The following is a 25621-nucleotide window of genomic DNA, read 5'->3' as shown; positions in this document are numbered from 1 at the left end:
CGCAAGTCTTCGCACGGCAACAAGTCTTCCGGCGACCACAAGTCCTCGCGCGGGAGTGGGTATGCTTTAGCCAATGGGGATGCCTGTGCCTGCGATGCCCGGGCTCCGTCCGCGCGCCAGGACTCTGCTGGAAAGAATTGGGCTGGATTGGTGGCTTCGCCGGATCTCGAGGTTGTCGACGTGCCGCGGGAGAGCTCATTCAAGGCCTGGGCGCATGGCTATCCCTTCCGCACAGTGCGCTGGCATTTTCATCCTGAATACGAAATTCATCTTGTGACGGAGACCTGCGGACGCTCGTTCATCGGCGACTATATCGGTGAGTTCGAACCGGGAAATCTTGTGATGACCGGGCCTAACCTGCCGCATAACTGGATCAGCGATATCGAAAAGGGCCAGGTTGTCGCGCGCCGTGGGCTCGTGGTGCAATTCACCCATGAGTTCATCCAGTCCTGCATCGTCACCATGCCGGAATTGCGCTCGCTGGAGCCGATGCTCGCAGCGTCCGCGTCGGGCATCGAGTTCGCGGAGGGCGTGGGCGCGTCGGCCCGGCCGATCATCGAGAGCCTTCTGGCCGCGAGCGGGCCGGAGCGCATCAGCCAGTTCTTTCACCTGCTTGCCCTGCTGCACGGCTCGCCGTTTCGCCGGCTGGCGAGCGCGAGCTACCAGGCGCGGCCGGAAAGTTATGTGGCCGAGCCGCTCAACCACGTGCTCGACCATATCGCGCGCAATCTCTGCAGCGACCTGCGCCAGGCGGAACTGGCCGAGCTCAGCGGCTTCACGCCGTCGGCCTTCTCGCGGGCCTTCAAGCAGCATACCGGGCTGACCTTCGTCCGCTACATCAATCGCCTGCGGATCGATCGCGGTTGCGAATTGCTGCGCAGCAGCGACCAGAGCGTGGCCGACATCTGCTTCGAGGTGGGCTTCAACAATCTGTCCAATTTCAACCGGCATTTCATCGCGTTGCGCGGCATGGCGCCCTCCGTGTTCCGGCGCCTGCACCGCCACAACGCGACGCGGTTTATCGACGGGCCTGCTCCCCAAAGGCCGGCGCGCTCCGGCGCGCTCGGCTGAACGGCGGCGGAGCGACCAGCGGAAGGGGTCGACCCGGGGTGGTGATAGGGCCGCCGGAAGGTCACCCGCAGACTGATACAGGATAGAGGCATCGATCGATGGCTTTTACGCATGCACACGCGCGCGCCGAGACCTCCAGCCGCGCGCGGACCACGATGAGGGCGATCGTCTGCCATGGCCCGGAGGATTATCGCGTCGAGGATGTGTCCCGGCCGCGACCCGGCGACCGGGAGATGATCATCCGCATCGGCGCCTGCGGGGTCTGCGCCAGCGACTGCAAATGCTGGTCCGGCGCCAAGATGTTCTGGGGCGGCGAAAATCCCTGGGTGAAGGCGCCGGTTGTTCCGGGACACGAATTCTTCGGCTATGTCGATGAACTCGGAGCGGGCGCCGCCGAGCACTTCGGCGTTGCCATGGGTGATCGCGTCATCGCGGAACAGATCGTGCCGTGCGAGCGCTGCCGCTACTGCCGGTCCGGCCACTACTGGATGTGCGAGGTCCATAACATCTTCGGCTTCCAGCGCGAGGTGGCCGAGGGCGGCATGGCGGAATTCATGCGCATTCCGGCGACAGCCCGCGTTCACAGGATACCGGACGGCATCTCGCTCGACGACGCGGCCATCATCGAGCCGCTCGCTTGCGCCATCCACACCGTCAATCGCGCGGATGTGCAGCTCGACGATGTGCTGGTCATCGCCGGTGCCGGGCCGATCGGGTTGATGATGGTGCAGGTCGCCCGGCTGAAGACGCCGAAAAAGCTCGTCGTCATCGACATGGTGCCGGAGCGGCTGGAACTCGCGCGCCGGTTCGGCGCGGACGTGGTCATCAACCCGCGCGAGGAGGACGCCTGGCCGATCGTCAGCGGGCTGACGGGGGGCTATGGCTGCGACGCCTATATCGAGGCCACGGGCTCGCCGAGCGGCGTCGAGCAAGGGCTGACGCTGATCCGCAAGCTCGGACGCTTCGTGGAATTCTCCGTGTTCGGTGCGCCGGCGACCGTCGACTGGTCGATCATCGGCGACCGGAAGGAGCTCGACGTGCGCGGCGCGCATCTCGGTCCCTATTGCTACCCCATCGCCATCGATCTCCTGGCGCGTGGGCTCGTGACCTCGCAAGGCATCGTGACCCACCGCTACGGGCTTGAGGCATGGGACGAGGCGATCAGGGTCGCGAACTCGCTCGATTCGATCAAGGTGCTGATGCAGCCCGAGAACGGACGGACGCTGCCATGAATTATGTCATCGGAATCGACATCGGCACCCAGAGCACCAAGGCGCTCGTCTGCGACGCGAACGGGCATATCGTGGCGCAGATGAGCAAGGGCTATCATCCCGATACGCCACGGCCGCTATGGGCGGAGCAGGATGCCGGGATATGGCTCGCGGCGACGCGCGCCTGCATAGCGGGCAGCGTCGAACGTGCGCGGGCGGCAGTTCCCGGCCTCGCAGCGGCGGACATCCGGTCCATCTGCATCTCGAGCCTTTATGGCGGTTCCGGCATTCCGGTCGATGGCGACATCAACCCGCTGCATCCCTGCCTGATCTGGATGGATCGGCGGGCCGAAGCCGAGGTCGCCTGGGTCCGGCAATCGATCGATGTGGACGCGATGGCCGAGATCACCGGCAACCATGTCGACAGCTACTACGGCTATACGAAGATCCTGTGGCTGAAGGCCAACAGGCCGGATGTCTGGGCACGCACCAAATATTTCCTGCCGCCGAACGCTTTCGTCATCCATGCGCTGACGGGCGAGATCGCCGTCGATCATTCCTCGGCCGGCAATATCGGTGGGGTCTATGATCTCGCCCGGCGCTGCTGGTCCGAGGCGATGCTGTCGTCGCTCGGCATTCCCTCGGCGATGATGCCCGAACGGCTGGTCCATTCCCATGACGTTGTCGGCGGCCTCAAGGCTGATGTCGCGGCGGAGCTCGGACTTGCCGCGGGCACGCCGGTGGTCGCGGGCGGTGTCGATGCCGCGGTTGCGACCTTCGCGGCGGGGGCCACACGGCGGGGCCAGCATGTGGCGATGATCGGCACCAGCATGTGCTGGGGGCACATCACGCCGACGGTCGAGCCCGCGAGCAAGCTCGTCAGCATGCCCCACGTGTTCAATGGCGACCGCGACGCCTATGTCTTCGGCGGTGCGATCGCGGCGGGCGCGTCCGAGACCTGGTTCCGCGAACAGTTCTGCAAGGCCGACGCGGAGGAAGCCCTGCGCAGCGATCAGGACGTGCATGCGGTTCTGGATGGGGCTGCCCGCCCGCTGCCGGCGGGCGCCGATGGGTTGATCTTCCTGCCCTATCTCATGGGCGAGCGCAGCCCGATCTGGGATGGGCGGGCCAGCGGCGCCTTTGTCGGCCTCAGCCTCTACCATACCCGCGCCCATGCCTATCGCGCCGTCCTCGAGGGCGTGGCCTTCGCGCTGCGCCACAACATCGAGGCGAGCGATACCGCCTCCCTCGATGATGACCTGATCGTCGTCGGCGGCGCCGCCCAATCCGAACTATGGCTGCAGATCATTGCCGACATCACCGGTCGGCGCGTGCTGACCATCGCCGAGAATGTGGAGGCCGCCATGGGGGCAGCCCTTCTCGCGGCGCTCGGCGCCGGGCTCGTCAGCCCGCAGCAGGCGGCCGACGGATGGGTGACGCTCACCGTGAGCGCCGAACCGCGCGCGTCGGAACGCCATGCCTATGACGCGTCCTTCGCGGTTTACCGTTCGCTCTACCCCACCCTCAAGGACGGCATGCACAGGTTGCGCGCCCTGGCGGAGGCCCCCCATCCGTGAGCGCGATCCACGCCAATCCCATCACTGAGAGAGAGCGGGCGGCGAACAGGTCGCAGCCCCAACCGGGCGAGACGCCCGCCCGGCTCGCGGGCCTGCGCGACCGCGTCAGGAACGCCCTCGGCTTCTTCCCGTTTCTCGCGCCGGTGCATGTTCTCCTCCTGAGCATTATCGTCATCCCGGCGTTCTATGTCGGCTGGCTCAGCCTCAATACGTCGAGCTTCGGTCAGGCGCCGGTCTATGTGGGCCTCGCCAACTATGTGAAGGTGCTCACGGATCCCGCATTCCGCGAAGCGCTCATCAACACGGGCATCATCGTCGTCGTCGCGGTGCATCTCGAACTAGCACTGGCGCTCGGCATGGCACTCCTGTTTGCCGGCGGGCTGCCGGGGCGACGGTTCCTGCTGGTCGCAGTGCTCGCGCCCTATGCGATCAGTGAGGTGACCGCTGTCGCCATGTGGCGCTTTCTGTTCGATCCGGACATCGGGCCGGTGACGATGGCGCTGAGGGCGCTCCACCTACCCGTCCTCGAATGGTCCTATGTGCCCTCTCACGGCCTGATCATCATCGCGTTGCTGACGATCTGGCTGCATCTACCTTTTACCTTCGTCATTCTGTTTGCCGCGCGCCTCGCTATTCCAGGCGAACTCTATGAGGCGGCGAAGGTCGACGGCGCGACAACGCTGCAGAGCTTCCGCCGCGTGACGCTGCCGCTCCTCGGCCCGGCCATGCTGATCGCCTTGCTCTTCCGCTACATCTTCGCCTTCCGGCTGTTCTCGGAGGTGTGGCTGATGACGCAAGGCGGGCCCGCCCGTTCCACCGAGGTGGTCGCGGTCTATCTCTACCAGGAGGCCTTCCGCTTCAACGCCTTCGGCACAGCGGCGGCGACCGCCTGGATCATGGTGCTGATCTCGCTCCTGCTCGCAGCCGGCTATGTGCTCATCCTGCGCCGTCAGGGAGGTGCCCATGCGCATTGAACGCCTCCTCGCCAATGGCGGCCGGCTGGTCGCGGTGGCCCTGATCCTGATCTGGTCGCTGTTTCCGATCGCCTTCGTCCTGATGTCATCGGTGAAGCCGGCGAAGGATATTTTCGCCGCGCCGCCCAAGTTCGTCTTCGAGCCGACCATTCGCCATTACCTCGATCTCATCGCCAAATGGGGCGTGTTCTTCGACGGGCTCCTGAACAGCCTCATCGTGACGGTCGGGGCAACCTTGCTGGCCGTCGTGGCGAGCGTCGCAGCGGGCTATATCTATTCCCGTCACAGCGGCCGGTTTCTCAGCGCAAGCGCCGTCTTTCTCATCGTCGTGCGCCTGATCCCGCCGATCGCCATCACGCTGCCGCTGTTCCCGGTGGTCAACTGGCTCCGTCTCAACGATACGCATCTCGTCCTGATCCTGCTCTATGCGACCTTCTTCGTGTCGCTCGGCACGCTCCTGATGCGCACCTTCATCGACCAGGTGCCGCGCGAGCTTGACGAGGCGGCCCTCATCGACGGCGCCTCGCGCTTCACCATCCTGCGCAGCATCATCCTGCCCATCGTCGCGCCGGGCATCCTCGCCGTGTCGGTGTTCGTGGTGGTCTTCGCGTGGAACGAGTTTCTGTTCGCCTTCGTCTTCACCGCGACGCGCGCGAAGACGGCGCCGCTCGTCATCTCGGAGATGATCGGCTCCATCGACGGTGTGGATTGGGGGATCCTGTTCGCGGCGGCGACCGTCCAGCTCCTGCCGGTGCTGCTGTTCGTCGGCTTCATGCATCGCTATCTCGTCGCCGGGCTTTCGGCGGGCGCCACCAAGGGGTGAAAGTCTTGAAAAACAAGCGGCCTGGAATGGCCGCAATGACTGGGACTGACCAGCGATTTCAAGGGAGGACACAATGACCAAGACGCAGAAATTCACGATGACACGCCGGCAGATGCTCGGCACAACACTTGCGGGCGCCGGCATGCTCGCCGGCCGCCCGGCTTTTGCCGCGGCGAAGACCTTGAATATTCTGAGCCACAAGGTGCATCAGACGGTTCTCAACGGCCCGGCGACCGGCGACCTTACGGAAAACTGGCGCAAGGCCAATGACGCCGATCTTGCCTGGGTGACCTTCGATTCCAATCCCCTGCAGGACAGGCTGTTTCGCGAGGCGAGCCTGCCCAAGACCGACTTCGGCGTGGGCTATATCATCGACAACCGCCCGACGGCCGATATCGCCAAGTTGTTCACGCCGCTCGACGCATACCAGGCGAAGGCGCCGATCGAGGATTATTCCGACATCGCCCCCGGCCTCGTGCAGGCGATGACCGTCGGCGGCAAGCTGATCGGCATTCCGGTGCGCCATGCGACCCAGGGCCTCTTCTACAACGAAGCTTTGCTGGAAGAAAAAGGCATCAAGGCTCCGGCCACGACCCTCGAAGAACTCGTCGATCAGGCCAAGCAACTGACCTTCACCGCCAAATCCGGCACGCCCGTGGTCGGGCTGGTGCTGGCGAGCGACCTCGCGGTCTTCCCCGTGATGTTCGCCCGCGCCTACGGCGGCGATTTCATTACCAGCGACTTCAAGCTTCTCCCCGATCCCGAGGCGATGGAAAAGGGGCTTACGGTTTTGAAGGCGCTGTTCGACGCCGGCGCCCTGCCGCGCAGCTACGCCACCACCCGCAACGATGACCAGGTCACCTGGCTGCAGCAGGGGCGGGCCGCCTATACGGTGCTGCCGTTCGCGCGCAATGCCCAGCTCAACAACAAGGACCAGTCGGGCTTCCCCGGCAAGATCAAGGCGGTGGAATTCCCGATTTCCGCAGGCCTCAAGGGCAAGACACCGATGGCCTCGGTCGTTGAATCCTGGGGCATGGTGATCCCCAATAATGCAGGCGACAAGGATCTTGCCTGGAGCTTCCTGCGCGAGGTGGCAAGCAAGCGCGTGACGCTCGGCATGGCCATCAACGGCAACGGGCCGGTGCGTGTCTCGACCTATGCGGACAAGGCTTTTGCGGCGGCCAATCCGGTCGCCGCGGTCGAGGCCGCCGTGCTCAAGAATGCACGCGGGGCCTTCCCGCCCTTCCCGGAGGCAGCGCGCGCCCAGACCATCTTCCTCGAGGAGGTGCAGCTCGCCGTGCTCGGTCGCAAGCCGGTGAAGGCGGCCGTCGCCGACATTGCAACCCGCGTGCGGCCGCTGTTGCCGTCGTGATTCCCTTAAGTCCGCCGGACGGGTTCTTCGCCCGGCGGACATTCTCCCCGGCGGGCCTCCGTCCCGCAAACCGATGCCTGATGCGCGAAACCGGATAAGATGAAGGCCTAACGATGCAACACGATGCGATCCATGAACCAGCTCGCTCGACCCCGGTGCGCGCGGAATACGATGTCCTGGTCGTCGGTGGCGGTCCTGCCGGCCTCACGTCCGCCTTGGCTGCCGCCGAGGACGGCCTGCGCGTCGGCCTCGTCGAGAACAGGAGCTTCGTCGGTGGCAACATGACCATCGGCTTGCCGGTGCTCGGCTTTCTCGGCCAGAAGGGCAACCAGATCATCGAAGGTCTGCCGCAGAAGTTCATCGATCGCCTGAAGGCGCGCGGCGGGGCGAGCGAGCACCGGCCATGCCCGCTGCATATGGGCATCACGCTCGTGGAGCCGGAAGCGGTGAAGACGGTCGCGCTCGACATGCTGCTCGAGGCCGGTGTCGACGTGACATTCTATACCGCCTGCGTCGGTGTCGTGATGAACGAGGCTGGCGACACCATCCGCGGCATCATCACCGAGGGCAAGGATGGGCGTTCCGCCATCCTGGCGAAGATCGTCATCGATTGCACCGGCGATGCGGATGTCGCCTACCGGGCGGGTGTCCCTTGTGAGAAAGGCGACGAGCATGGCGGCATGCAGCCGCCGACCTTGATGTTCTGTATCGCCGGCGTGGATACGGACAAGCTGCGCAACAGCATTGCCGTCCAGCCGCGCACCTATCTGACGGATTTCATCCCGGCCGAGTATTTCGGGCAGAACCACCAGTTCATCGTGGTCGGCCTGCGCGAATTGATCGCCAAGGCGCGCGAGGAGCGCGGGCTCGAGATCCCGAACGAGCGCACCATCATCATCACGGGGCTGCGGTCCGGCGAGGTATGGATCAACATGACGCGCGTGAAGGGCGTCGACGGGACGGATTCGCGCAGCCTCAGCATGGGCGAGATCGAAGCGCGGCACCAGATCGACGACATCTTCACCTATCTCAAGGCCTATGTTCCCGGCTTCGAGAACGCCTATTTCACCAAGACCGCGCCGTTCCTCGGTATTCGCGAGACGCGGCGAATCGTCGGCGACTATGTGATGAATCAAGACGACGTCCTGTCCTGCCGCTATTTCAACGAGGCGATCGCCGTCGCGAGCTACCCGATCGATATCCACCGCCCCGGCGACGACGGCTGCACCCTGATCTGGTGCGGCGACTGCTACGACATTCCCTATCGCTCCCTGTTGCCGAAGAAGGTCGAGCAGCTCATCGTCGCCGGCCGGGCCATCTCGACGACCCACGAGGCGATGGGGGCGATCCGGGTGATGGCCACCTGCATGGCGATGGGCGAGGCCGCGGGGCGTGCCGCCAAGCTCGCAATCCGCGAGGACGTTTCGCCGCGCCAAATCAACGTCAAGGCGTTGCAGGAGGACCTGCGCGCCCACGGAGCCTATCTCAGGACGCCTCTCTCGCAAGCCTGAACCGGCCGCACCACGAGACGCTTTCCTCCCGGGCCATCGTGTGCGAGAGCAAGTCCGTCTGTTGCGGACTGGCTCAGCGCAAAAATTGACAAGCAGATTCAACGGCTTCGGTGGTATCAGACGAGGCCATGCAAGCCGGATTTGCCCCAAGCCGCAATCCTTCCTGGATTGGCCGGCACGGCATGGACACGGAGCCTGCATGATGGTGAGAGGCGTCAACGGCGGGTCAACTCTGGCAGGTCAGCTCTGGCAGGGAGCGTGGCGGGAACGCGCGGGGACAGAGGCATGGCCTTTTGCGAACCATTCGCTTCGACACCGGGGGCGAACCGCTCGTCGTCTGAGTGCCGGCGCGCGGCGATCGGTTCGGCGCCTATCCTGCGCTTGGCGCCGTGATGATGGCGGCGACAGCGTCGCGGATCAGCGCCTCGAGATCGCCGGGGTCGTTGCTGACGAGCATGTCGATCTTGAGCACGTCCTTCATGATTCCAAGGCCCACAAGCAGCGCCGCGACCAAGGCTGCGCGTCGCTCGTCCGGCGGCTCGAGCTTTTCACTCAGCGGAATGATCACGTCGTTGAGAATGAACTCGCGCAGCACCGATGCGGCGGACGCGCTCGACAGGGAGCGAACGGAGATGTCGAGCGGCCGGACACCGTGTTCGGTTACGCAATCCTCTGCCAGGAAATCGCGCGCGAGATCGGATGCGAAATTGGCGCCATCCAGTGCAGTGATGCGCCCGGCCTGAGCCGTGGCGCGCACGGCTTCGGCGAAGAGCCGTTCCTTGGAGCCGAAGCTGCGATGCACATAGGCGACGTCGACGCCGACGTCGTCGGCAATGTCGCGCAATCCCGTCTCCTCATAGGAGAAGCGCGCGAAACGTCTGATCGCGGCGTCAAGGATGCGCGTGCGGGTGGACGGGGGCGATGACAGGTTGGCGTCTGCTGTTGCCATGGGGATCCTGGTTGTCCACAGGTCGTGAAGCCCGCGCCGCGAAAGCCTTGTGTCGGCCCCGATTCGACGATGGCCGCGGCTTTCCTGGAACGCGCTCCTGTTGTTGATCCGAAGGATTTTTCTGCAGTTGGGGAAGCCACCCGGCTGCCGGCGCTCCGGAACGATTGCTCTTTGCGCAGGCTAGTCCTATCTATGGGTGCGGTCAACGATTGTTGACGACCGTTGACATGCGTCAAAGTGGTTTCGTGACTGTTCGCTAGGTTGGTTCATACGGCCTCTATTTCCGGCGCGCGAGGGAGTTGATCATGGTCTATCCGAGAACCACTGCGGGTGAGCCGTTCACGGCGGCGATGGACAAGGCCCGGCTGGCCTATCCCTTCGATGCCCCATTCGACGTCTACGCGGGTTTTGCCCGGCGGGCGCTAGACGTCGTCGCGGACGGGCTGCAGGCTCAGGCCGACTATGTCAGGAGCCTCGCAGCCTGCAAGAATCCGGCTGATGTTCTTACATGCAGCAACGCCTATGCATGTCATGTGCTGGAAGCCTGCTTCGAGGCGGGCCAGAAGGCCGCATCCTTGTCCGGTAAGCCGCCGCAAGCCTGATCATCCGCCGACACGACACGGCACGTCGCCATGGCACAGCGAGATGGCACGGCGACATGGCATTGGCCCTTCCTCCGATCGTTCCGGCAGCACTTCTGGTTGATAGAGTCATAGGGAGCCGATGTCATGACCTGGCGTAAAAGACCCTGGCTGTTCGCTGTCTTGGCAGTGATCATCCTCGGGGCAGCATACTATGGCTGGCACAAGCTCAGAGGGAGCGATCTGCCCGCCGGCATTGCGTCAGGTAACGGCCGGGTCGAGGCGGTGGAAATCGACATCTCGACGAAGATTCCCGGACGGATACGCGAGATCCTGGCCGATGAGGGCGATTTCGTCGCGGCTGGCCAGGTTCTGGCGCGCATGGATACCGAACAGCTCGAAGCCCAGCGCCGCCAGGCCGAGGCTCAGTTGCGTCGCGCCGCGGTCAGCATCGATACCGCGCGTAGCCTTGTCACCCAGCGCGAGGCGGAACGGGCCGCGGCGGCAGCGGTCGTGGCCCAGCGCGAGGCAGAGCTCGATTCGGCGGACCGCAAGCTGGCGCGTTCCGAACAGTTGATCAAGACGAACGCGACCTCGCAGCAGACGCTGGACGATGACAGGGCGGCCGCGCAAGGGGCACGGGCCGCAATCAGCGCAGCGAAGGCTCAGGTCGCCGCCTCGGAGGCGGCGATCGGCGCGGCCAAGGCCATGGTCATCGATGCCGAGGCGGCGGTCGACGCGGCGAAGGCACAGATCGAGAGCATCACGACGGACATCAATGATGCGGTCCTCAAGTCGCCGCGCGACGGGCGTGTGCAGTACAGGGTGGCGCAGCCGGGCGAAGTTCTTTCGGCGGGGGGGCGGGTGCTCAATCTCGTCGATCTCAGCGAGGTCTATATGACCTTCTTCCTGCCGACCGCGCAGGCCGGCCGCGTGGCCATCGGCACGGATGTGCGCCTCGTTCTTGACGCGGCCCCGCAATATGTCATCCCCGCCAAGGCGACCTTCGTGTCCGACGTGGCGCAGTTCACGCCGAAAACCGTCGAGACCGAGGAGGAGCGCCAGAAGCTCATGTTCCGCGTCAAGGCCCGCATTCCGCCGGAACTCCTCAAGAAATACATCCAGTATGTAAAAACCGGGCTGCCGGGCATGGCCTATATCAGGCTCGATCCGGACGCTGTATGGCCCGAACGGCTGTCGGGACCGCTGGTCCAATGACAGGCCTTGCCGCGGACCAAGCCCTGCCCGCAACGGATCCTGTCGTCAGCCTCAAGTCGGTCAGCCATGTTTATGGCAAGACGCGGGCGCTCAAGGGCGTCACGCTCGATCTGCCCGCCGGCTGCATGATCGGGCTGATCGGCCCCGACGGGGTGGGAAAGTCGAGCCTGCTGTCCCTTATTGCCGGTGCGCGCGTCGTGCAGCAGGGGGAGGTGCATGTTCTCGGGGGCAGCATCGCGGACAGCGACCATAGGCTGAAGACCTGCCCGCGTATCGCCTATATGCCGCAGGGGCTCGGCGGGAACCTCTATCCGACGCTGTCGGTCTTCGAGAACATCGATTTCTTCGGGCGGCTCTTCGGTCACGGCCGGCAGGAGCGCGAGCAGCGCGTCGGCGACCTTCTCGCGCGTACGGGCATGGCGAAATTTGCGGATCGCCCCGCGGGCAAGCTCTCCGGCGGCATGAAACAGAAGACGAGCCTGTGCTGCTCGCTCATCCACGACCCCGATCTCCTGATCCTCGACGAGCCGACGACGGGTGTCGACCCCCTGTCGCGCCGCCAGTTCTGGGAACTGATTGACGACATCCGCCGGGACAGGCCCGGCATGAGCGTCATTGTCGCCACCGCCTATATGGAGGAAGCGGCCCGCTTCGACTGGCTCGTCGCGATGAACGCGGGCGAGGTGCTGGCCACCGGTGCGCCCGCGGCGCTTCTCGAGCAGACGGGGGCCACCAATCTCGACGCCGCCTTCATCGCGCTTCTGCCCGAGGAGGACCGCCGGGATCACCACGCGGTCGTCATCCCGCCGCGCGCGGACGGAACGGATGCCGACATCGCCATCGAGGCGGAGCATGTCACCGTCCGCTTTGGCGACTTCACGGCCGTCGACAACGTGAGCTTTCGCATTCCGCGCGGCGAGATCTTCGGTTTTCTCGGCTCGAACGGCTGCGGCAAGACCACGACCATGAAGGTGCTGACGGGGCTTTTGCCGGCGAGCGACGGCACCGCCCGCCTGTTCGGCCGCGAGGTCGACCCCAGGGATCTCGAGGTGCGCCAGCGCGTCGGCTACATGTCGCAGGCCTTCTCGCTGTATACGGAGCTGACGGTCCGGCAGAATCTGGAACTCCACGCGCGCCTGTTCCATCTGCCCGAGGCCGATATCCCCGCCCGCATTGCGGAGATGACGGAGCGTTTTGATCTGGGCGCGCTGCTCGACAGCTTGCCCGATGCCTTGCCGCTCGGCATCCGTCAGCGACTGTCGCTGGCGGTGGCGCTGATCCATTCGCCCGACATCCTGATCCTCGACGAGCCGACCTCCGGCGTCGACCCGGTGGCCCGCGACGGTTTCTGGCAGATCCTGTCGGACCTGTCGCGCAAGGACAATGTCACGATCTTCGTGTCGACCCACTTCATGAACGAAGCGGAGTTGTGCGACCGCATCTCGCTGATGCATGCCGGCAAGGTGCTGATCAGCGATACGCCAAAAGCCATCGTCGAGAAGCGCTCTGCGGCTAACCTTGAAGAGGCTTTCGTCGGCTATCTCGAAGATGCCATCGACGAGGCATCCTCCAAACCGGAGGCATCATCCGCGAGCCCCGCCGCAGAGCCGGCACCCGTCGCAACAAAGCTCAAGGCCGGGACGCCCGCTTCGCAGCGGCGCTTCTTCGATCCCCGGCGCATGTTTGCCTATAGCCAGCGCGAGGCGCTGGAACTGCGGCGCGATCCGATCCGCGCGACACTGGCCATTCTTGGCTCGGTGCTGCTGATGTTCGTGATCGGGTATGGCATCAACATGGATGTCGAGGACCTGACCTTCGCGGTGCTCGACCGCGACGACACCACGGTCAGCCACGACTATATCCAAGAGATCTCCGGCTCGCGCTACTTCATCGAGAAGCCGCCCATTACCGACTATCAGGATCTCGACCGGCGCATGGCGAGCGGAGACATCAGCCTGGCGATCGAGATCCCGCCCGGTTTCGGCCGCGATGTGGCCCGGGGGCGCGCCGTTGCGGTCGGCGCCTGGATCGACGGCGCCATGCCGCAGCGCGCAGAGACCGTGCGCGGCTACGTGCAGGGCATGCACCAGACCTGGCTGACCGAGAAGGCGCGCCAGCTCTACGGCAACGCGGCGACCGTCGGCAATTTCCAGCTCGCCATCCGCTATCGCTACAATCCGGATGTGCAGAGCCTCGTCGCGATCGTTCCCGCCGTCATTCCGCTTCTCCTGTTGATGATCCCCGCGATGCTCGCCGCGCTCAGCGTGGTGCGGGAAAAGGAGCTTGGCTCGATCATCAATTTCTACGTCACGCCCGTCACCAAGATGGAGTTCCTGCTCGGCAAGCAGCTTCCCTATATCGCGCTGGCGATGGCGAACTTCCTCATGCTGACGGCCTTCGCGGTGTTCGTATTCCGGGTGCCGTTCACCGGCAGCTTCCTCGCCTATACGGCGGCGGCCTTTCTGTATGTCATCTTCACGACCGGGATGGGCCTCGTGATCTCGACATTCATGAACAGCCAGATCGCGGCGATCTTCGGCACGGCGCTCATCACGCTCATTCCGGCTGTGCAGTATTCCGGCATGATCGATCCGGTTTCGTCGCTCGAGGGCGCCGGTGCCTTCATCGGGCGGATCTATCCGACAAGCTATTTCATGACGATCTCGCGGGGCGCTTTTTCGAAGGGGCTCGATTTCAGCGAACTCGCCGGGTCCTTCGTGCCTCTTGTCATCGCGGTGCCGGTGCTGTTCGGGCTCGGCACGCTGCTCCTCAAGAAACAGGCGCGTTGACCATGAGGCTCGCGAATATCGTCAATCTCGGCCTGAAGGAGCTCTGGGGCCTGGCGCGCGACCCGATGCTCCTGCTCCTCATCGTCTACTCGTTCACACTCGCGGTCTATACGGGCGCAACCGCCATGCCCGAGACGCTCAATCGTGCGGCGATCGCGGTCGTCGACGAAGACCAGTCGCCGGTTTCGTCGCGGATCCTGACCGCATTCTACCCGCCGTACTTCGTGGTGCCGCGCGTCATCAGTCCCCATGAGATGGACGCCCGCATGGATGCGGGCCTCGATACTTTCGCGATCGACATTCCGCCGAATTTCCAGCGCGATCTGCTCGCGGGCCGGTCCCCGACCATCCAGCTCAACATTGACGCAACGCGGATGTCGCAAGCTTTTACAGGCGGCGGCTATATCCAGACGATCGTATCCGGCGAAGTGACGGAATTCCTCAACCGCTACCGCGGCGAAGCCGATGTTCCCGTGGCGCTCGCGCTACGCGTGCGCTTCAACCCCCAGCTCGACAAGGGGTGGTTCGGCGCCATCAACAATATCATTTCTTCCATCACGATGCTCTCCATCATCCTGACGGGAGCGGCGCTGATCCGCGAGCGGGAGCATGGCACGATCGAGCATCTCCTGGTGATGCCGGTGACGCCGACCGAGATCATGGTGAGCAAGGTCTGGTCGATGGGGCTCGTCGTCCTGGTCGCGTCGGGTGTCTCCATCATTACCGTCGTTCAGGGTGTATTGGCGGTGCCCATTCAGGGCTCCATCGCCCTTTTCATGGCTGGCACCGCGCTGCAACTGTTTGCCACGACGTCGATGGGGATCTTTCTGGCGACCGTCGCGGGCTCGATGCCGCAATTCGGCCTCCTCCTGATGCTCGTGCTTCTGCCGTTGCAGGTGTTGTCGGGTGGGACGACCCCGCGGGAAAGCATGCCCGAGGTGATCCAGACCATCATGCTGGCCGCGCCCAACACGCATTTCGTCATGCTGGCCCAGGGGATCCTGTTCCGGGGCGCGGGTTTCGCGGTCGTCTGGCCGCAGTTCGCGGCCTTGGCTCTGATCGGCGGGGTGTTGTTTGTCCTCGCGCTCCGTCGCTTTCGCCGCTTTCTCCGTTAGTCGCCGCCCTATTCGGGTGGTGCCGGAATTTATATCTGGCCTGATCCGGCTGGAGCGCGGATCATTTCCAATAAAGTACCTTCGTTTCGCTATAGCGGAGGTCTATCAACTCGGCTCCTCGACGAATACCTCTTGCCGCGAACGCCGAAATCGCGGGAGCACGAGGAGCAGGACAAGGCCAGCGGCGAGTGCCAGCAGAATGGCGCTGACCGGCCTTTCAATAAAGATCATCGGATCGCCGCGTGAGATCAGCATGGCGCGCCGCAGGTTCTCCTCCAGTAATGGGCCAAGGATGAAACCGAGCAGAAAGGGCGCTGGCTCGCACCCGAACCGGCGCAGAAGATAACCGACCAGGCCGAGGATTACCGCGAGCGTGATATCGAATGACGCCATGTTCACGCTGTAGAGGCCGATGGCGCAGAACAGAAGGATTGTCGGGAACAGCATGCGGTAGGGAACGCGCAGCAGCTTCACCCAGAGCCCGATGAGCGGCAGGTTGAGGATGACGAGCATGACGTTCCCGATCCACATTGATGCGATGAGCCCCCAGAACAGGGCGGGCTTTGCGGTCATGACACTGGGGCCGGGTTGGATGCCATGGACGGTCATCGCCCACATCATCATTGCGAGGGACGCCGTCGGCGGAATGCCGAGGGTGAGCATGGGGATGAAGGAGATCTGGCTCGCCGCGTTGTTCGCCGATTCCGGCGCGGCCACGCCTTCGATCGCTCCTTTGCCGAACGCGTCGGGCCTACGTGACAGCTTCTTTTCGATCATGTACGCGGCGAAGGTCGACAGGACGATGCCTCCGCCAGGGATCAGCCCGAGCAGGGAGCCGATGCCGGTGCCGCGTGCGACGGCGGGGGCTGCCCTGCGCATATCCTCTCGTGTCAGCCAGAGGCGGCCAAGACGTTCTGTCGTTGTTGTCTCATGGCGCCGCCGCTCGAGATTGGCGAGGATCTCGGTGATGCCGAAGACCCCCACGCTCAACGGAATGAAATTGAGGCCTTCCGCCAGTTCGAAGAAGCCGAAGGTATAGCGGGCCGCCCCGGTGTTGACGTCCGTGCCGATCGTCCCCAGCAGCAACCCGAGAAAGATCATGCCGAGCGCCTTGAAGAAGGGCCCGTTCGCCAGGACGATCGAGGCGAGCAGCCCAAGCAGCATGAGCGACGCATATTCCGGGGGGCCGAAATTGACGGCGACCTTGGCCAACGGCACGGCTGCGACGGCGATGATCAAGGTCGCGACCGAACCCGCGAAGAACGATCCCAGCGCCGCAATCGTCAGGGCCGCGCCGGCTCGCCCCTGACGCGCCATCTCATGACCGTCGATACATGTGACAACAGCCGAGGTTTCGCCGGGCATGTTGACCAGGACGGCCGTGGTGGAGCCGCCATACTGCGAGCCGTAGTATATGCCGGCGAGCATGATCAGCCCACCGATCGGTGACAGCACGAAGCTCAGCGGCAGCAGGAGCGAGATCGTCGAGATCGGCCCGATTCCGGGCAAGACGCCGATCGCCGTTCCCAGAAAGCAGCCGATGAAGCCGAGCAGCAGGTTTTCGGGCGACAGTGCGACGCTGAAGCCCAGGGCGAGATTTGCGAAGAGGTCCAAGGTCTCAATCCCAGGGGAGGATGCGGAAGCCCAGGCCCAGGCCATAGACGAAAACGAGGATCGAAAAGGCAGTGAGCGCAACGGCCAACACGAGCAGTTCGCCAAACCGCGCTTCGCGGCTCGCATAGCCTGACAGAATAATGAGGGATAGCGTCGCTGGAATGATCCCGAAAGTCGGCACGAACAAGCCGAAAAGGATCAGAGCTGCGGGAATTAATACCAGCGCCCGCCACGGCCCGTTTCCGAACAGGTCCGCTGCTTCGCTATGCCGTGCCCGCAGAGCGACGGTGACACCAATGCCGATCAGCACCGCGCTGATGACCTTGGGAAAGAAGCCCGGCCCCATTTGGGCAAGCGAGCCGAGAGCATAGCCCCTGCCGAACCAGAGGCCGGCCATTCCGGCAGCGATGAAAAAGAGACCGGCCCCGATATCCGGCATCGCGAGCATGCGTTTCAGCGTATCCTCCCCCGTTACGCCAGGCATGTCGTCCCGGCCGGATGTCTTCGCGCGTCGACGGAGACCGCATCCTGCGGCAGTTACTGCTGCTTCTCGGCGCCCGCTAGCTTCACGACACGCGCCGCGTCCTGGCGCGCACTGCCCAGGAACTTCTGGAATTCCTCAGGACTGCTGGCAAGCGCCTCGTAGCCGAGGCCGGTCACGTATTTTGCCTGAAAGGTTTCATCTTTGAACGCTTCCTGCAACGCGTCAGCGATTTTCCGGCGTATCGCGATAGGCGTGCCTTTCGGGGCCATCAAGCCCAGGGCAAAACCGAGCCGTATCGTCGGATAGCCAAGCTCCGCGAAGGTCGGCACATCCGGCAGGCCTGGCGCGCGCCTGGTGCCCGACACCGCGATCGGGATCATGTTGCCCGCATCGATATACGGCTTTGCGGTGACCACGGAGACGATCAGTGCCTGGTGGTCGCCGGACAGCATCCCCTGAACCGTAGGGCCCATGCCGTTATAAGGAATATGGGTCATCGCGAAGCCGCCGGCTTCGTTCTTCAGCCATTCCATGCCGAGATGACTGCCGTCGCCGACACCCGGTGAGCCATAGTTATATTTTGCGCCTTCGGCTTTCATCTTGGCGACGAATGCCTCCAGCGTCTTCACGCCAAGCGAAGGCGCTACGACCAGGATGGAATGCACGTTCATGACATGGGTGACCGGATCGAAATCTTTCTCCGGGCTGAAGGGAAGTTCCTTGTAGACAAACTCGTTGAGGAACAGCGCCGGGTCCGTCGCCACCAGCAACGTGTAGCCATCCGGCTTCTGGTGCGCGACATAGTTGGCGCCGATATTCGACGCAGCGCCGCCCTTGTTTTCGACGATCACCGGCTTCCCGAACTGCTTGGCGAGGCTGTCGGCGACGACCCGCCCGATCGTGTCGGTGGCCCCGCCGGGGGCGTAGGGAACGATCAGGGTGATGGGCTTAGTCGGATAGTCCTGTGCCACCGCCTGGACCGGCAGGAGCGCGACGCCGAGGCTGAGCAGGACCATCGATAATGCCGATGTCATCGCGCGTTGCACATTCTTGGGATTCATGGTGCTTTCCTCCTCATGGAGCGTGGCGACTCGACTGTGCATTCGGTTGCCTGTGGACCTTGCGTCCATCTTCCGTCGCGATTAAATGAACCGGTTCAAATTGTCAACTCCGGAGCGTTGCTTTACCGGGCGTGGGTTGATTATGACAATGGCATCTCCAGAAGAAAGTAAGATGATGGAAGCTTCAGACGCGTCGGGGCTCTATCCGGTCGCCAAGGGCGATCCGTTTCTGTCGAAATCGCCTGTCGTTCCGAGGCAAATACCGGCCGCGGAACGGCTCGTCGATATCGAAACCGCGCGCCTGTGGTGCTGGGACACGGGAGGGGGAGCAGCCGAGCCTGTCGTTTTGCTTCACGCCATCGTCGGCAGCGGGGCGATGTGGCTCCACCAGCAACCGGTTCTCGCGGCGGCCGGCTATCGGGTGATCGGATATTCGCGTCGGGGGCACTTTGGTTCTGACGCCGGTGATCCGGATGATCCGGGCACCGGCGCGGGTGATCTCGCCGCGCTTCTCGACCGTCTCGACATTCCGTCTGCCCACATCGTCGGAACGGCCGGCGGTGGCTTCGTCGCGGCGGATTTCGCGATAGCCTTCCCCGATCGCGTCCGGTCCCTCACGCTTTCGACAAGCCTCGTCGCCGTGAGGGACCGCGACTACATGGCAGCCACCATGGCCATGCGCGATCACGCCTTTGAAAGCCTGCCGCGGGAGTTCCGGGAGGTGGGACCGGGTTATCGCGCAACCAATCCGGAGGGGCTCGCCGCCTGGCTCGCTCTGACGGCCGAAGGGCGACCGATCGCGATCGCACAACACTTTCTCAGTGCTCTCGATCTGCCAGCGCTTGGTGGTTTGCGCGTTCCGACGCTGGTCATCGCGTCCGACGCCGACATGTATGCGCCACCGCCTGTCATGCGGCGGATCGCGCTGGCGATCCCGGGTGCGCGGCTCGGTCTCATCGCCGGCGCCGGGCATTCAGCCTACTGGGAGCAGCCCCAAGCCTTCAATGCAATGATCCTCGACTTCCTCGCGAGTATTTAGAGCATTTTCGAGCGAAGTGGACACCGGTGCGCGTGAAGAAAATGCGCTAAAACAAAGACATGGAGCATTTTCGCGATTCGGAGAAACGCGAAAATGCTCTAGACGCACGCTATCTATTGCGATGCGGTTCAGGAGTGCCAGGCGCGGCTGATCCGCTGCCGGAATGGCGCCTTGTAATCCGGTTGCGGAGGATGCCGATCTTCTCGATCTCGAGTTCGACCGTGTCGCCCGGACTGAGCGAGCGGCCGAGCTCGATGCCGCATCCCGTGCCGACCGTGCCGCTGCCGATGAGTTCGCCTGGATGCAGCGTCTCGGACCGCGAGATGAACGATATCATGTCACGGAACGAGTGATACATCTCGGACGTATTGCCGCCGCCCCACCGCTCGCCATTGATCCGCGCTTCCATGCGGAGCCGGTGCGGGTCGCCGATCTCGTCCGTGGTGACGATCCAGGGGCCGATCGCATTGCCGGTGTCGAAATCCTTCGCCTTCGACGAGCCCATTCCCATCCGTTTCTCCACGGCCTGCGTGTCGCGGGCGGAGAAATCGTTGAAGATGGTGAAGCCGAAAATATGCGCGAGCGCGTCCTCGGGCCGAATATCCGAGCCTTTTCGGCCGATGATGCAGGCGATCTCGAGTTCGAAGTCGATGGAGTTGGAATAGTCGGGCCAGACGATGTCGGCCCCCGGTCCGACCACGCTGAACCGGTTGCCTTTGTAGTAGAATGGCCGCTTGTACCAGTCCTGAGAAATGGTCGCAGGCTCCTGGCCGGTCTCCTTTGCCCGTTGCGCATTGTAGTTTATCAGATGCTGCTCGAACACCAGGCAGTCGCGGATCGAGCGGGGAACCGGCAGCGGCGCGAGGAGGCGGACCGCGTCCAAGGGCGTGATAGCCGCCTCCGGTGCTGCATCTTCGAGCGCGCGCGCCATCTGCAGCGCTTCCTCGCCGCCGTCGATCAGGGCCAGCGCGTCGCGCATGTAGCCCATTGCTTCCGGCGCGCGGATCTGCGCTGCCAGGGCAAGATCAGTGATGGTCGAACGGCTGGTGTCGACCGCCCCGAGCCTCGGCGTCCCGTCGTTGTGTAGAAACGTGGCGATCTTCAAGACGCACCCCCTGACAACCACTTGAGACCGTGCTGCGCCATCGCGCGCCGCGAAGGGTCACCTCGCGGCGCGATAGTTCAGTTCAGCTGCTCAATCCGAGAATCCCGCGCGCCTCGGCCGGCGTTGCGAGTTCGATACCGAATTCCCCGAAGATGCGTCCGATCTTCTCAACCTGAGCGGCGTTCGACGCAAAGGGTTTGCCGGGGAATTCGAACAGGTTGTCTTCCTGGCCGACGCGCACATGGGTCCCCATCAACGCTCCCTGCGAGGCGGCCTTGATATTGCCGGTGCCCGTGCCGTGCGTGAAGATTTGGACGTCGGGGCCAAACATCCTCTCGGTCGTCCGCTTCATGAATAGCAAATTGTCAATTTCCGAGGATATTCCCCCCAGAATTCCGGTGAGGAATTGCACGATAAGCGGCCGTTTCACCTGCTTGCGGTTGAGATGGTGCTCCAGGATATAGAGATGGCCGACATCATAGCATTCGAATTCCATCGCGATGTCCTGATCGATCAGGATATCGATCATGCGGTCGATCTTGGCGAAACTGTTCGAGGTCACGATCTCATAGGCGGCTGGGCCGAAAGCCTTGCGTTCCCACTCTGTGTTGAACGTGCTCACGCCCTGGTTTTCCGCTTTGCGGAACAGGCCGTAATTCATCGAGCCGACGATGACCGTCGCAATATCCGGCCGTAGCGCCAGTACCGCTTCCAATCTGTCCTCGGCTGTACTTCCATGCGACGCGGACATATTGATGATGGCGTCGGTTTTAGCCCTGATCTCAGGCACGAATTCCTTCCACGCGTCAATCGCGTTGGTGGGCGAGCCATCCGGATTGCGGGCATGAAGGTGGATGATCGCCGCACCGGCGCGGTTGGCCCCGATCGATTGCTCCGCCACCTCCTTGCCTGTCACCGGCAGCGCCGACGACATGGAGGGGGTCAACGACGCACCGGTGACTGCGCACGTGACGATCGTCTTGCTCTTTACCATGGGTGTTCTCACTGAATAGGGTTCAGATGGCTGGTTCGAAACTGAATTGCTCGCCGTTGCGACGGACGTATCCGCAGTGCGGCGAGGGGAAGTGGCAGGGCATGATCAGGGCCTTCTCCGCGCTTGCCTCGAGGAGGAACTTCGCGCGTGTCGCCTTGGCCTCGGCGGGCAGAATGCAGAAGGCGGTGTTGAGGCCCGGGTTCAGGATCTGCACCGGGTGATGGAAGATGTCGGCGCAGAACACGCCGACCTCGCCCCGCGAGCGCAGCCAATAGTTCATTTGCCCCGGCGTATGGCCGAAGGCCTCCACCGCCTGCAGGCAATCGGCTACCTCGCCGGGGCCTTCGACGAAATCGACCAGATCAGCCTCGACCACCGGCAGAAGACTATCCTGGAACGACGAATCTCCAGCCTTTCCGGTTTCGCTGAGATCTCGAAAGAACTCGAAATCCCGGCGCGGGATGAGATGGCGCGCATTGGGGAAAGTCGGCACCCACCGTCCCTGGTCGAGCCGCGTGTTCCAGCCGATGTGGTCGGAATGCAGATGCGTCATCACCACGTGGGTGACACGGTCGGGCGTGGTGCCGGCGGCCTCCATCCACGCCGGAAACAGCGTGTTCAGCATGTTGGCGCGCGCGGCCGGGCGCGGTTTGCCATTGCCGACGCCGGCATCGATCAAGATGACGCTCGGTCCCGCGAAGACCACCCAGATGTGGATGCCGATGACGAAGCGGTCCATGTGGGGATACCAGAAGCCCGGCGGCAGTTCGGCCTCCCGGCGCGCAAATAGTGCGCGGTCGAATTCGGGAAAGGTTGCTTCGGGCTGGTGCGTAGGCCCGACATATTCTGTGATGGCGACGACGCGGACATCGCCGATCTTCTGCTCACGGATCATGCGACGGCTCCCGAGACCTTGATTTCAACCATGAAATCCCGGATCGCCTGCGCCACCGGCAGGGGCGCCTGGTCGGCCATGTGATGGCCGGCTTCGATCACGACGAGGCGCGCGTCGCGCATTTTCGACAGGACATCGCGGACATAGGTCGTTGGCCGGAGCGGGTCATGCCGGCCGCTGATGCCGAGAACCGGGCAAAGAATGGAAGGCAGCAGGGGGGACAGGTCCATCCGCGCGAGCATCCGGAACAGCGCGCGAAGACTTACGGGATCGTTCGCGAGCCAGCGCGCCTTGAACAGTGCGAAGTGGTCGGGGTCGGCCGTCCGGAAAGCTTCCGGGTAACCGAGTGACAGCGACTGCTCGACAACACCTCGCGTCCCAAGCCGTCCCAGGACGTCGGCACGGTCCAAAAGTCCGCCCCTGTTCGCGTCGGTGATGCCGATAGCAGGGTTCATGATGATGGCGGCCGCGGTGCGCCGCGCGTGCCGTGCGGCGAAGTTCAGCGCTATCCCTGCGCCGACCGCGCATCCCGCCACGGTGACAGGTTCATCGATCCGGAGATGGTCTAGGAGCGCCGCGAGATCATCCTCCAAATCGTCGAGGCTGATCGTGTCGCCGAGGATCTTCTCGGACATTCCGGCGCCCCGCGTGTCGAAGCGCAGGATGCGGAACTCCCTGTCGAGTTGCGGAACGACCAAGTCCCAGGACTCGATGACGCCGCCCATTTCATGGATCAGCACCAGCCAGGGACCCGACGCTCCATCGATACGATAGCGCAGGGCTGCCCCGTTCACGTCAGCCCAACGCGCTGCGTTCGTCATTTCCATCCCCATTATTGAACCGGTTCATTTTGATATCTGCGGATCGTGATGGCGTCAACGTCTCACCCGCCCGCGTTGAATGATTGCGCTCAGGAAGCATCGACATAGGTCGTGGCGACGACCGAAGGTCGTCTTGAAGCGCTATCGAACCATTCCGATAGTCGCGGTGCGTGTTCGCGCCACGCCACTTCGCCGAGCCGGAAATCGAGATAGGCGAGAGCGGCGACCGCGGCCACCTGGTCGAGCGTGAAATCGGCCGAAACGCCGAAACTCCGATCCGCCTCAAGCGCCTTAAGGCCTGACTGAATCCGGAGCCGGCTGGCGGTCATGACGTTCGGCTGTCGGTGGTCCTCGGGCCTCGCCGCCTCGAGCCGCCAGACCAGCGCGGTTTCGAGAAGTGCGTCGATCATGGCGTGACGGCTCCGGACCGCCCATTTCTCCGCCGTCGAAGGGATCAGTCTGCCGTTGCCGAAGCGTTCGTCGAGGTACTGGCAAATGACCTGCGAATCGAACACCGCGGTGCCGTCCTCGAGGACAAGTGTCGGGATCTTGCCGAGCGGGTGGGAGGCCATCACCTCAGCATTCGGATTGGCCGGATGGACCGCGACGCGTATCGCCTCGATCCGGTCGGCCACGTTGACCTCGTGCGCCACGATCATCACCTTGCGGACGAAGGGAGAGCGAGAGGACCAGAACAGAGTCATGGGCTTCGTCGTCATGCGAGCGCCTCCTCGATTGCCTTCAGCCAGATCGCGACCGCGACCGCGCCTCCGTCGGGCTGGCCCATGGCGCGGTCCCCCAGATAGGCGGCGCGCCCCATGCGCGGCCGCATCGAGGCAGTGGCTGCGGCCGCAGTCTCTGCCGCGCTGGCGCCGGCTAGCCAGCCGTTCTGGCGCCATGCCAGGGATGCCGGCACGAGGGCGTCGAGCATGGTGCGGTCGCCGGGCCGTGCGCCCCCGATATCCTGCAGGGCCGCGATCGCGCCCTCGAAAGCATCGAGCCATTGCGCATCCGTCGGCCGCTCGATGCCGGTGAGAATGTGAGACGCCCGCAGCAGCGCAGCCGCGTAGAGCGGACCCGAACTTCCGGCAATCGAGCGACGCAGGCTCTCGCCGATATCCCGCAGCAGCCGTTGCGGCGTCTCGTAGCTTCCGTCCGCCAACGCCCGGAGTGCCTCGGCACCTCGCATCATGCTGGCGCCGAGATCTCCGTCGCCGGCATGGCTGTCCAGGGCGGTCAGGCGCGGCTCGGCCGCATCGAGGGCGGCGGCGATCCGGGAAACGACCCCGCGCATCGTCGGAGACAACGGCCCTTCGGCGGCGGCGTCTGCCGCCGTGGGCGTCAGTTGCGGCGCGACGACATGCTTGACCTGTCCGGTCCTGCCGTTGCCCGGCCAGGCGGGTGCGGTGGTGGCATGGTCGAGCAGCTCCTGCCGCTCTTCATCGAGCGGCAAAAGCGACAGGGAACAGCCCGGCATTTCCAGGGCCGTCATGAAATTGCCGGTCCACACGCGCTCGACCGTCACACCCCGCTCCGTCAGGGTCGCCAAGGCGCGCCGCGTGACGATGGCAAGCTCCATCGCCGTCGTCGCGCCAAGCCCGTTGACGAGCAGCGCAACGGGTTGCCGGCTCGAGACAGCCAGCTCGGACAGGAGCGGCTCCAGCATCCTGTCCACGAGTTCGTCGACCGGCGGCAGCCGCCCGCGCGCGACGCCTTTCTCGCCATGAATGCCGAGGCCGAGCTCGATTTCATCGGGTCCCAGTTCGAAGCCGGCCCGACCCGCCGCCGGCACGGTGCAGGAGCCCAGCCCGACGCCCATGGTGACGACATGCGAAGCCGCGCTCCGGGCGATCTCCGCGACGCGATCCAGCGGGTCGCCCCGTGCGGCGGCGGCCCCGGCCATCTTATGCACGAGCACCGTGCCGGCTATACCGCGTCGCCTGTCGCGGGCGACCGTATCGCGCAATGCGACGTCGTCGGCGACCACGATGATGGCCGTCGGAATACCCTGTTGCGACGCCAGCTCGGCCGTGAGCCCGAAGTTGAGACGATCGCCCGTGTAGTTCTTCACGATGAGGACGGCACCGGCGGGACCGGCCGTTGCAAGGATCGCGGCGAGGACCGCGTCCACGCTCGGCGAGGTGAAGACATCGCCGACCACAGCGGCGCTCAGCATGCCTTCGCCGACATAGCCGGCATGGGCCGGCTCGTGGCCGCTGCCACCGCCCGAGATGACCGCGACTGGCCGCTGAGCGGGTTCCTCCGGCAAGTCGGAGCGCAGCACGACGTGGAATTCATCCATCATCGCCAGCGCAGGGTTCGCGGCAACGTAGCCCTCGAGCATCTCCCGCACGACATGCCGCGGATCGTTTATCAGCTTTTTCATGGCTTCCTTATCCTGCCGCCGGGACATCTTG

22 protein-coding genes are annotated in these 25621 nt (G+C 64.1%); 12 read left to right on the top strand and 10 right to left on the bottom strand.

The features are described 5' to 3' along the window. Positions 1 to 150 precede the first annotated feature (150 nt). The 7 genes from C7450_RS26355 (at position 151) to C7450_RS26325 (ending at position 8539) form a co-directional block, all read left to right on the top strand. Positions 151 to 1071 (top strand): AraC family transcriptional regulator, encoded by a 921-nt coding sequence (locus C7450_RS26355; protein ID WP_170147448.1) that lies wholly within the window; start codon positions 151 to 153, stop codon positions 1069 to 1071. A gap of 98 nt (positions 1072 to 1169) precedes the next feature. Further along, a complete protein-coding gene (locus C7450_RS26350; protein ID WP_110377444.1) occupies positions 1170 to 2303 on the top strand; it encodes an alcohol dehydrogenase catalytic domain-containing protein in 1134 nt (377 codons plus the stop codon). Beyond that, entirely contained in the window at positions 2300 to 3859 is a 1560-nt protein-coding gene (locus tag C7450_RS26345) for an FGGY-family carbohydrate kinase (RefSeq protein WP_110377443.1), read from the top strand. The genes C7450_RS26350 and C7450_RS26345 overlap by 4 nt, the downstream gene beginning before the upstream one ends. Then, positions 3856 to 4833 (top strand): carbohydrate ABC transporter permease, encoded by a 978-nt coding sequence (locus tag C7450_RS26340; RefSeq protein WP_245450123.1) that lies wholly within the window; start codon positions 3856 to 3858, stop codon positions 4831 to 4833. The genes C7450_RS26345 and C7450_RS26340 overlap by 4 nt, the downstream gene beginning before the upstream one ends. Continuing rightward, positions 4823 to 5656 carry a carbohydrate ABC transporter permease gene (locus C7450_RS26335; RefSeq protein WP_110377442.1) on the top strand — a complete coding sequence of 278 codons (834 nt, stop codon included), beginning with the start codon at positions 4823 to 4825 and terminating at the stop codon, positions 5654 to 5656. Before C7450_RS26340 ends, C7450_RS26335 begins: the two co-directional genes overlap by 11 nt. Positions 5657 to 5729: 73 nt before the next feature. Continuing rightward, the gene (locus tag C7450_RS26330; protein ID WP_110377441.1) at positions 5730 to 7028 is read left to right on the top strand and encodes an ABC transporter substrate-binding protein; all 1299 of its coding nucleotides are present in this window, start codon (positions 5730 to 5732) and stop codon (positions 7026 to 7028) included. 113 nt (positions 7029 to 7141) lie between these two features. After that, positions 7142 to 8539, top strand: coding sequence for an FAD-dependent oxidoreductase (locus C7450_RS26325; protein WP_110377440.1), 1398 nt, complete (start codon positions 7142 to 7144; stop codon positions 8537 to 8539). Positions 8540 to 8909: 370 nt separating this feature from the next. Here the strand turns inward: C7450_RS26325 and C7450_RS26320 are convergent, their stop codons facing one another. Then, the gene (locus tag C7450_RS26320) at positions 8910 to 9488 is read right to left on the bottom strand and encodes a TetR/AcrR family transcriptional regulator (protein WP_110377439.1); all 579 of its coding nucleotides are present in this window, start codon (positions 9486 to 9488) and stop codon (positions 8910 to 8912) included. A gap of 305 nt (positions 9489 to 9793) precedes the next feature. Between C7450_RS26320 and C7450_RS26315 the strand changes: the two genes are divergently transcribed. The 4 genes from C7450_RS26315 (at position 9794) to C7450_RS26300 (ending at position 15191) form a co-directional block, all read left to right on the top strand. Further along, positions 9794 to 10090 (top strand): phasin family protein, encoded by a 297-nt coding sequence (locus tag C7450_RS26315; RefSeq protein WP_110377438.1) that lies wholly within the window; start codon positions 9794 to 9796, stop codon positions 10088 to 10090. 126 nt (positions 10091 to 10216) lie between these two features. After that, positions 10217 to 11287 (top strand): HlyD family secretion protein, encoded by a 1071-nt coding sequence (locus C7450_RS26310; protein ID WP_110377437.1) that lies wholly within the window; start codon positions 10217 to 10219, stop codon positions 11285 to 11287. After that, positions 11284 to 14076, top strand: a complete 2793-nt coding sequence (rbbA, locus tag C7450_RS26305; protein WP_110377436.1) for a ribosome-associated ATPase/putative transporter RbbA — start codon at positions 11284 to 11286, stop codon at positions 14074 to 14076. Before C7450_RS26310 ends, rbbA begins: the two co-directional genes overlap by 4 nt. A 2-nt stretch (positions 14077 to 14078) precedes the next feature. Continuing rightward, the gene (locus C7450_RS26300; protein WP_110377435.1) at positions 14079 to 15191 is read left to right on the top strand and encodes an ABC transporter permease; all 1113 of its coding nucleotides are present in this window, start codon (positions 14079 to 14081) and stop codon (positions 15189 to 15191) included. 105 nt (positions 15192 to 15296) lie between these two features. On the opposite strand, the gene C7450_RS26295 is transcribed toward C7450_RS26300, so the two are convergent. From C7450_RS26295 to C7450_RS26285, 3 genes are read right to left on the bottom strand one after another with little or no spacing between them, the layout of a single operon-like run. Next, positions 15297 to 16805, bottom strand: coding sequence for a tripartite tricarboxylate transporter permease (locus C7450_RS26295; RefSeq protein ID WP_110377434.1), 1509 nt, complete (start codon positions 16803 to 16805; stop codon positions 15297 to 15299). A gap of 4 nt (positions 16806 to 16809) precedes the next feature. Further along, positions 16810 to 17289, bottom strand: coding sequence for a tripartite tricarboxylate transporter TctB family protein (locus tag C7450_RS26290; protein WP_110377433.1), 480 nt, complete (start codon positions 17287 to 17289; stop codon positions 16810 to 16812). A 53-nt stretch (positions 17290 to 17342) separates the two neighbouring features. Continuing rightward, on the bottom strand, positions 17343 to 18350 hold the full coding sequence (locus C7450_RS26285; RefSeq protein WP_170147447.1) for a Bug family tripartite tricarboxylate transporter substrate binding protein: 1008 nt from the start codon (positions 18348 to 18350) through the stop codon (positions 17343 to 17345). 172 nt (positions 18351 to 18522) lie between these two features. Here C7450_RS26285 and C7450_RS26280 point away from each other — a divergent pair, with 172 nt between their 5' ends. Then, positions 18523 to 19389 carry an alpha/beta fold hydrolase gene (locus C7450_RS26280; protein ID WP_170147446.1) on the top strand — a complete coding sequence of 289 codons (867 nt, stop codon included), beginning with the start codon at positions 18523 to 18525 and terminating at the stop codon, positions 19387 to 19389. Positions 19390 to 19498: 109 nt separating this feature from the next. Here the strand turns inward: C7450_RS26280 and C7450_RS26275 are convergent, their stop codons facing one another. The 6 genes from C7450_RS26275 to C7450_RS26250 form a co-directional block, all read right to left on the bottom strand. Next, positions 19499 to 20494 (bottom strand): fumarylacetoacetate hydrolase family protein, encoded by a 996-nt coding sequence (locus C7450_RS26275; RefSeq protein WP_110377430.1) that lies wholly within the window; start codon positions 20492 to 20494, stop codon positions 19499 to 19501. Positions 20495 to 20576: 82 nt separating this feature from the next. Then, positions 20577 to 21488, bottom strand: coding sequence for a beta-keto acid cleavage family enzyme (locus C7450_RS26270; RefSeq protein WP_110377429.1), 912 nt, complete (start codon positions 21486 to 21488; stop codon positions 20577 to 20579). 22 nt (positions 21489 to 21510) lie between these two features. After that, positions 21511 to 22383: an MBL fold metallo-hydrolase gene (locus C7450_RS26265; protein WP_110377428.1), complete on the bottom strand. Its 873-nt coding sequence runs from the start codon at positions 22381 to 22383 to the stop codon at positions 21511 to 21513. Next, positions 22380 to 23204, bottom strand: a complete 825-nt coding sequence (locus C7450_RS26260; RefSeq protein ID WP_170147445.1) for an alpha/beta fold hydrolase — start codon at positions 23202 to 23204, stop codon at positions 22380 to 22382. The genes C7450_RS26265 and C7450_RS26260 overlap by 4 nt, the downstream gene beginning before the upstream one ends. 89 nt (positions 23205 to 23293) lie before the next feature. Next, positions 23294 to 23923, bottom strand: a complete 630-nt coding sequence (locus tag C7450_RS26255; RefSeq protein WP_110377426.1) for a glutathione S-transferase family protein — start codon at positions 23921 to 23923, stop codon at positions 23294 to 23296. Next, positions 23920 to 25590, bottom strand: coding sequence for a dihydroxyacetone kinase family protein (locus tag C7450_RS26250; RefSeq protein ID WP_110377483.1), 1671 nt, complete (start codon positions 25588 to 25590; stop codon positions 23920 to 23922). The genes C7450_RS26255 and C7450_RS26250 overlap by 4 nt, the downstream gene beginning before the upstream one ends. Between the last annotated feature and the right edge of the window lie 31 nt (positions 25591 to 25621).

The sequence above is a fragment of the Chelatococcus asaccharovorans genome, from assembly GCF_003201475.1.
Lineage (GTDB): Bacteria > Pseudomonadota > Alphaproteobacteria > Rhizobiales > Beijerinckiaceae > Chelatococcus > Chelatococcus asaccharovorans.
This window is presented reverse-complemented; position numbering and strand designations above follow the sequence as displayed.